The sequence below is a fragment of the Massilia sp. CCM 8734 genome (assembly GCF_011682155.1).
GTDB classification, from domain to species: Bacteria; Pseudomonadota; Gammaproteobacteria; order Burkholderiales; family Burkholderiaceae_D; genus Telluria_A; species Telluria_A rubra.
Map to the genome: position 1 here is coordinate 1 of NZ_WHJI01000208.1, position 402 is coordinate 402.

1 protein-coding gene is annotated in these 402 nt (G+C 63.9%); it reads left to right on the forward strand.

Annotated features, from left to right (window positions below):
* The first annotated feature begins 99 nt into the window (after positions 1-99).
* Positions 100-348 carry a hypothetical protein gene (locus F2P46_RS36275; protein ID WP_166899340.1) on the forward strand — a complete coding sequence of 83 codons (249 nt, stop codon included), beginning with the start codon at positions 100-102 and terminating at the stop codon, positions 346-348.
* Positions 349-402: the final 54 nt, after the last annotated feature.

A 402-nucleotide genomic window follows, 5' to 3' on the forward strand; every position in this document is an offset into this window, starting at 1 on the left:
TCCCGATCCGCAGCAGCTGGCCGCGCAGCGTGATCCGCGCGGCGGCCAGGTCGGCGCCAATGTCGGCGAGCATGCCGGCATCGAGACGGCGGCAATCGAATGATGCGCTCCCAGGAACAGCTGCGGGTGGCGATCGCCAGTGAATCGGCCGCGTTGCTCGAATTTCGCGCCATGCCGGAAACAAGGATCTTGCTGGACTTGCTCGATGCGCTGGCGGAAGGGTGTTATGCCGATCTTGCCACCGTTACAGCCGATCAGCTTGCATTCAAGCAAGGTGCGCTGGCCCAGCTCAACGCTTTGCGCGACATGATCCGCACCGGCAGCGCGCACCGATCAGCCAGGGTGTAATCCCCACCGCAGTCCCCCACCCGCCCCGAACGTTTTTTTTCGCCCGATTCAGCT